General features: G+C 65.1%; 6 protein-coding genes and 1 pseudogene (1 of these 7 running past the window's edge). 6 read left to right on the top strand and 1 reads right to left on the bottom strand.

Features of this window, described 5'->3' with window-relative positions:
* Window positions 1-334, top strand: a pseudogene (locus ACFE99_RS03910) (acyl-CoA dehydrogenase); it begins 1,907 nt to the left of the window's first position.
* Window positions 335-447: 113 nt separating this feature from the next.
* On the opposite strand, the gene fadD2 reads toward ACFE99_RS03910, so the two are convergent.
* Window positions 448-2,193 (bottom strand): long-chain-fatty-acid--CoA ligase FadD2, encoded by a 1,746-nt coding sequence (gene fadD2, locus ACFE99_RS03905; RefSeq protein WP_375482601.1) that lies wholly within the window; start codon window positions 2,191-2,193, stop codon window positions 448-450.
* 47 nt (window positions 2,194-2,240) lie between these two features.
* Between fadD2 and ACFE99_RS03900 the strand changes: the two genes are divergently transcribed.
* The 5 genes from ACFE99_RS03900 (at window position 2,241) to ACFE99_RS03880 (ending at window position 6,760) form a co-directional block, all read left to right on the top strand.
* A complete protein-coding gene (locus ACFE99_RS03900; RefSeq protein ID WP_375482599.1) occupies window positions 2,241-3,473 on the top strand; it encodes a DNA polymerase domain-containing protein in 1,233 nt (410 codons plus the stop codon).
* A gap of 35 nt (window positions 3,474-3,508) precedes the next feature.
* Window positions 3,509-4,093: a TetR family transcriptional regulator gene (locus tag ACFE99_RS03895; protein WP_375482597.1), complete on the top strand. Its 585-nt coding sequence runs from the start codon at window positions 3,509-3,511 to the stop codon at window positions 4,091-4,093.
* Window positions 4,094-4,095: 2 nt separating this feature from the next.
* Window positions 4,096-5,076, top strand: a complete 981-nt coding sequence (locus ACFE99_RS03890; RefSeq protein WP_375482619.1) for an ABC transporter substrate-binding protein — start codon at window positions 4,096-4,098, stop codon at window positions 5,074-5,076.
* A 105-nt stretch (window positions 5,077-5,181) separates the two neighbouring features.
* Window positions 5,182-5,832: an allophanate hydrolase subunit 1 gene (locus ACFE99_RS03885; protein WP_375482595.1), complete on the top strand. Its 651-nt coding sequence runs from the start codon at window positions 5,182-5,184 to the stop codon at window positions 5,830-5,832.
* Window positions 5,833-5,842: 10 nt separating this feature from the next.
* Window positions 5,843-6,760 carry a 5-oxoprolinase/urea amidolyase family protein gene (locus ACFE99_RS03880; RefSeq protein ID WP_375482593.1) on the top strand — a complete coding sequence of 306 codons (918 nt, stop codon included), beginning with the start codon at window positions 5,843-5,845 and terminating at the stop codon, window positions 6,758-6,760.
* The last annotated feature ends 3 nt before the right edge of the window (window positions 6,761-6,763 follow it).

Below are 6,763 nucleotides of genomic sequence, written 5' to 3'. Positions count from 1 at the left end.
CACGCCGACTGCCGCTCATGGGTGAACGCCTGGGCATAAACCCGCCGCGAAGGTGCTCAACATGCGCTCGACGCTGCTGACGCTGGCCGGTGGAGACGCCATGCCCTCAGCCGCAATCTCGAAGCTGCTGTCGATGCGCACGGCTCAGGGCTACGCCGAGTTCGCGGTGTCGACGTTCGGCACTGACGCCGCGATCGGCGACCCTGAGGAACTGTCCGGCAAGTGGGGCCAGTACCTGCTGGCCAGCCGGGCCACCACGATTTACGGCGGCACCTCGGAGGTGCAGCTCAACATCATCGCCGAGCGGCTGCTCGGCCTACCCCGCGACCCGTAGTCGACGGAAACGCCGCGAGACAGAAGCCAGGGTTGTGAACCCGCGAAAAGCACGACCGTGGCTTCTGTTTGGTGCACGGAAGTACGAGCGCTCAGGGCACCTATCCAGCGGGGCTAGTCTTCTTTCTTGTCTTTTTGGTCTTTCTTGTCTTTTTGGTCTTTCTTCTCTTTGCCGTCGTTGTCGCCGTCCATCTCGCGCAGCTCGCGTTTGAGGATCTTGCCGGTCGGGTTGCGCGGCAGCTCGTCGAGGAAGATGACTTCGCGCGGCACCTTGTACTTGGCCAGTTGGTCACGTACGTGCTTCTTGATGGTGTCCTCGTCGAGGTCGGAGCCCTCCTTCTTAACCACGAAGGCGCGCAGCCGGTGGCCCCACTCCTTGTCCTCGACGCCGATCGCGGTGGCCTCCACGACATCGGGAAGTCCGCTGATGCAATCCTCGACTTCGGCGGGGAAGACGTTCTCGCCGCCGGAGACGATCATCTCGTCGTCGCGGCCGCTGATGAACAGCAGCCCGTGCTCGTCGAAGTAGCCGACGTCGCCAGAGGACAACATGCCGTTGATGATCTGCTTGTTACCGCCACCGGTATAGCCCTCGAACGGGAAGCTGCTGCCCACGAAGATCCGCCCGACCTCGCCCTGTGGTAGTTCCTTCCCGTTGTCGTCGAAAATCTTGACCTTCACCCCCTTGACAACCGGTCCTGCCGTCGACGGGTTCATCTGCAGATGCTTGGGCTCCGCGATGGTGGCGAACGCGATCTCAGTCGAGCCGTACATGTTGTAGAGGACGGGTCCAAGCTCCTTTAGCGCCCGCTCGGCCACGTCGGCGTTCAGCGCCGAGCCGGACACGAATACGATCCGCAGGCTCGACAGGTCAGGCCTCTTATCCATCTTTTCCAGCGCGTCGAGCATGCGCGAGAGCATCACGGGGACGACGACGACCGCCGTCACCTTGTGCTTCTCCACGTCTTGTAACACCACGTCAGGCTTGAACTTGCGGTGCAGCACTAACGTCGATCCGAGAAACATGCCGATGGTGAAGTGCAGGAACCCCAGGGCGTGAAAGATCGGCGCCGGAAGCGACGTCACCTCGCCGGCCTTGAACGGCACATGGGACAAGATGCCGCCGATCGGGCCCAAGCTTGGCGGCGTGCTCCGGTTGGCGCCCTTCGGGGTCCCGGTGGTTCCGCTGGTCAGGATGATGATCGACGAGTGCTTGCTGACCTTGGGCGGTGGCTCCTTACTGCCATGGGCTATCAAGTCGGCCAGTGTCTCGTCGGTGCTGCCTGACTCCTTATCCGAGTCCGGGTTGGTGCCGAGTGCCCGCAGCTTGCCGAGCTCGGGCTTCGCCTCGCTGACGTCCTTGGTGTATTCGTCGTCGTAGATGATCAGTTTGGCGTCTTCGCGCTCGGACACTTCCTTGATCTGCGGGCCGGAGAACGAGCTGTTGAGCAAGATGATGCGTGCCCCGACCCGCGCGCACCCGAACCCCGCGATCGCAAACCAGCGGCTGTTGCGCGCCAGGATCGCGACGCCGTCGCTGCCGCGCACACCCTTGGCGAGCAGACCGTGGGCGACTGCGTTCGCGGCTTCCTCGAGCTCTTTGTAGGTAATCGAGCCCTCGTCGTCGATGATCGCCGCCTTGTTGGGCGTCCGTCTGGCGTTGAAGGACGGCAGCATGCCGATCTCGCCCCAGCGGCGGATGTCGGCGGCCATCGCCGCGTAGTTCAGCGGCGGCTCCAGCCGGAACGCGCCCGACTCGATGATTTTGCGGAGGTAGTGCAGTTCGGCCAAGCCACGGTCGGCGTACTGCAGGGCTTTGGGCGCGGCGTTCCAGGGGAGCAGATCAGTGAGCTTAGGCATAACCCCACAATATGTGACCGGCGTCTCAGCTCGGCTGGGAAATTAGCATGATCGGCATGGCCGGTCCGCTGTCTCTGGAGGTCGACGGGCACCGCGTCGCCGTCACGCATCCGGACAAGGTGGTGTTTCCCGGCCACGACGGTCGAGCCGGCCACACGAAGCTCGACCTGATTCGTTATTACCTCAGCGTGGCCGAGGGCGCGCTGCGCGGGGTGGCCGGGCGTCCCATGATCCTGAAGCGGTTCGTCAAGGGCATCGACCACGAGGCGATCTTCCAAAAGCGCGCACCCGCCAAGCGGCCGGACTGGGTGGACGTGGCTGAACTGCGCTACGCGTCCGGCACCTCAGCCGAAGAGGCGGTCATCCGCGACGCCGCGGGGCTGGCGTGGGTGATCAACATGGGCTGCATCGACCTCAACCCGCATCCGGTGCTCGCCGAGGACCTCGACCACCCCGACGAACTGCGCGTCGACCTCGACCCAATGCCCGGTGTGGAGTGGCAGCAGATCCTCGATGTTGCCGCGGTGGCCCGCGATGTGCTGCAAGACTACGGGTTGACGGCGTGGCCCAAGACGTCCGGATCGCGGGGCTTCCACATTTATGCGCGCATCGTGCCGCGGTGGCCGTTTCGGCAAGTACGCCTCGCCGCCCAGGCGGTGGCCCGCGAGGTCGAGCGACGCGCACCCGATCTGGCGACCAGCCGCTGGTGGAAGGAAGAACGCCAGGGAGTCTTCGTCGACTTCAACCAAAACGCTAAAGACCGCACGGTGGCGTCGGCGTACTCGGTGCGAGCTACGCCTGAAGCTCGGGTGTCCACACCGCTGAGCTGGGACGAGGTGGCCGGCTGCCGCCCGGAAGCGTTCACGATGGCGACGGTGCCCGACAGGTTCGCCGATATCGGGGATCCGTGGGAAGACATGGATGACACCGCCGGTGGGCTTGACCCGCTGCTCGGGCTGGCCGACGAGCAGGGGCCGGCCGAGAAGCCGCCGAAGGGAGCGGGACGCAGCCGCGTCGGCAGGCGGGTTTCATCAATGCCGCTCATCGAGGTCGCCCGCACGAAAACCAAAGGCGAGGCGATGGCCGCCCTCGACACCTGGCGCGACCGCCACCCCGCGGCCGCCGAGCGGCTGCAGCCGGCTGACGTGCTGGTCGACGGGATGCGCGGACCCAGTTCGATCTGGTACCGGATTCGGATCAACCTGCAACACGTACCAGCCGATCAGCGCCCTCCCCAGGAGGAGCTGATCGCCGACTACAGCCCATGGCCGAGCCGCTAGCCCTGTCAGGGCCGGGTTTGCGGGACAATTGCGGCATGCAGGCGAGGAAGCAAGCGCTGGGTCTGCGGGAACGCAAGAAAATCAAGACGCGCCAAGCGATCAGGCGCGCGGCGTTCCGGCTGATCGAAGAGAACGGTTACAGCGCCACCACCGTCGAACAGATCGCCGAGGCCGCCGAGGTATCTCCGAGCACCTTTTTCCGGTATTTCCCGTCAAAAGAATCCGTGCTGCTGGCCGACGACCTTGATCCGCTGATTCTGGAAGCCTTCGCCCAACAGCCGCCCGAACTTTCGCCCATCCAGGCCTTCCGTGGCGCTTACGAAACGGTCATGGCCAGCATGTCCGAGGAGCAACGGGAATTCGAAACCACGCGCCAGCGGCTGATCTTCTCGATACCCGAACTCAAGGCCGCGCTCTACGACGAGTACTTGCGCACGGTCACGGTCATCGCCGAGGCAGTGAGCCGCCGAATGGGCCGCGACCCAAGTGATTTCGACATCCGCGTCTTCGCTGGCGCTGCGACCGGTGCCATGATGGCCACCTCGGACGGCGCCCCGGTCACCCCCGAGCTGGTCTACCGCGCCATGGACTTCGTCGCCGCCGGCATGCCGCTGACATGAGAATGACAAAACAACGGAGTCGGCGCGGCTTCCTGGGCGCCGCAGCGCTATTGGCGGTCGGAACCGCGGCGGCCTGCTCGTCGCACAAACCTGCCGCCGGCCCTACCGGCGCTCGGCAGGTCACGATCAGCCACATGTTCGGCAAAACCACTGTTCCCGCACCGCCCAAACGCGTCGTCAGCGCCGGCTACACCGAGCAAGACGACCTGCTCGCGCTGGGCGTGGTGCCGATCGCGGTGACCAACTGGTTCGGCGACCAACCATTCGCGGTGTGGCCGTGGGCCCAACCCAAGCTCGGTGGCGCCCAGCCGGTGGTGTTGAACCTGGACAACGGAATACAAGTCGCCCAGATCGCCGGCCTGAAACCGGATCTGATCGTAGCGACCAACGCCGGCGTGGATGCCGGGACCTACCAGAGACTTTCGGCGATCGCGCCCACCATCCCGCAATCAGACGGCGACGCGTTCTTTGAACCCTGGAAGGACCAGGCCGCCGCGATCGGCCAAGCCGTTTTCCAAGCCGACCAGATGAAGGCGTTGATCGACGGCATCGACGCGAAGTTCCGCGCCGTCGCCGACCAAAACCCGCAATTCAAGGACAAGAAGGTGTTGTTACTGCAGGGCAGCCTGTACCAGGACAACGTGGTGGCGACACTGCCGGGCTGGCGAACCGACTTTTTGACCCTGATGGGCTTGGTCGTCGCCGACAGCATCAAACCGTTCGCGGTCGATGGTCAGCGTGCCCTCGTTCCGCGCAACCAGATCAGGACCGCGCTCGAGGGCGCCGATGTGCTGATCTGGACCACGGACAGCCCGGACGACCAGCAGGCGCTGCTCGCGAACGCCGAGGTGGCGGCGTTGCGGGCGCACAGCATCTTCACCACCAAAGAGCAGGCCGGTGCCATCGCCTTCGCCTCGCCGCTGAGCTACCCGCTAGTCGCTGACCAACTGCCGCCACTGATCGCCAAAATTGTCGCCGCCTAGGCCTTTCGGCGGTCGCCCGGTCGGCGTATGAGTGTTCACTAAGGCACCTCTGGCAGTGCTCGAAATTTTCTCGTCGCCGCCTCAACACGGGGTTACCGTCGAGTAATGAGCGTGGCAACAGACCTGATCGTCGCCGATAGCGTTATCGACTACGGCGACCAAGCGCTGTTATTGCAGTTCGACAGCAGCGCCGACGTCTTGGCGGCCACCGCTGCGCTGCGTGAGGCAGCGCTGTCCGGTGTGCTCGACATTGTCCCGGCCGCCCGCACGGTGCTGGTCAAGCTCGACGGCAACCGCTACCAGGGAGTCACCCGTCAGCGGCTGCGCAAGCTGCAGATCAGCCCCGATGCGGTTGAGACCGCTCCGCGGGACGGCCGCGTCGACGTGCTGATAGACGTCGTCTACGACGGCGCGGATCTCACTGAGGTCGCCGACCTCACCGGGCTCACCACCGCGCAAGTCATCAACGCGCACACCACAACACCGTGGCGAGTCGGTTTCGCCGGCTTCACTCCGGGCTTCGCCTACCTGGTCGGCGGCGATCCTCGGCTGGAGGTACCGCGACGCTCGGAACCGCGGACATCGGTGCCCGCCGGGTCAGTGGGGTTGGCCGGCGAATTCAGCGGGATTTACCCGCGCCGATCGCCGGGCGGATGGCAACTGATCGGCCACACCGACGCGGTGCTGTGGGATATCGACCGCCCCAACCCGGCGCTGCTGACACCGGGCATGTGGGTCCAGTTTCGAGCGGCATAGGAGAGTCGTCGTGCCAACTCTGGAAATCTTTCGCACCGGGCCACTGGCGCTCGTCCAAGATCTCGGGCGGGTCGGTCTGGCCCACCTCGGCGTCACCCGCTCGGGCGCCGCTGACCGCCGCTCGCACACTCTGGCCAACAGGCTGGTGGCAAACCCCGGCGACCGCGCCACCATCGAGGTGACATTCGGCGGTTTCGCTGCTCGAGTTCGCGGCGGCGACGTCGATATCGCGGTTACCGGAGCCGACACCAATCCGTCTGTAAATGGAATCGCGTTCGGTACCAATAGCATTCAGCATGTCAACGACGGCGATGTCATCTCGATGGAAGCCCCGTTCGCCGGACTGCGCACCTATCTAGCGGTACGCGGCGGGTTTGATGTGACTCCGGTGCTCGGGTCGCGCAGCTACGACGTGATGTCAGGTATAGGACCGTTGCCGTTGCAGGCCGGCGACGTGCTGCCGGTGGGTGAGCACACGGACGACTACCCCGAACTCGAGCAGGCCCCGGTGGCGGGGATCGAAGAACACCTGGTCGAACTGCTGGTGGTGCCCGGGCCGCGCGACGACTGGCTGGTCGACCCTGACGCCCTGGTGCACACGATTTGGATGGCCTCTGACCGCAGCGACCGGGTGGGGATGCGGTTGGAGGGACGCCCCCTGCGCTACCGCTGGCCGGATCGTCAATTGCCCAGCGAAGGTGTCACTCGAGGCGCAATTCAGGTGCCGCCCAACGGTTTACCGGTAATTCTTGGGCCAGATCATCCGGTGACCGGCGGCTACCCGGTGGCCGGCGTGGTCGCCGAGGACGACCTCGACAAGGTTGCCCAGATCCGGCCCGGCCAGTACGTGCGGCTGCATTGGTCGCGGCCCCGGTCGCCGCGGCGTTCCGAGTTGAGTTCGGCTGCCGCGGGCGCGTCAACCTGGTAAACC

Origin of the sequence: uncultured Mycobacterium sp., assembly GCF_964249325.1 — a bacterium.
Taxonomy (GTDB): Bacteria; Actinomycetota; Actinomycetes; order Mycobacteriales; family Mycobacteriaceae; genus Mycobacterium.
Note: the sequence above shows the minus strand (reverse complement) of the source record. Positions and strands in the feature narration are given on the sequence as shown.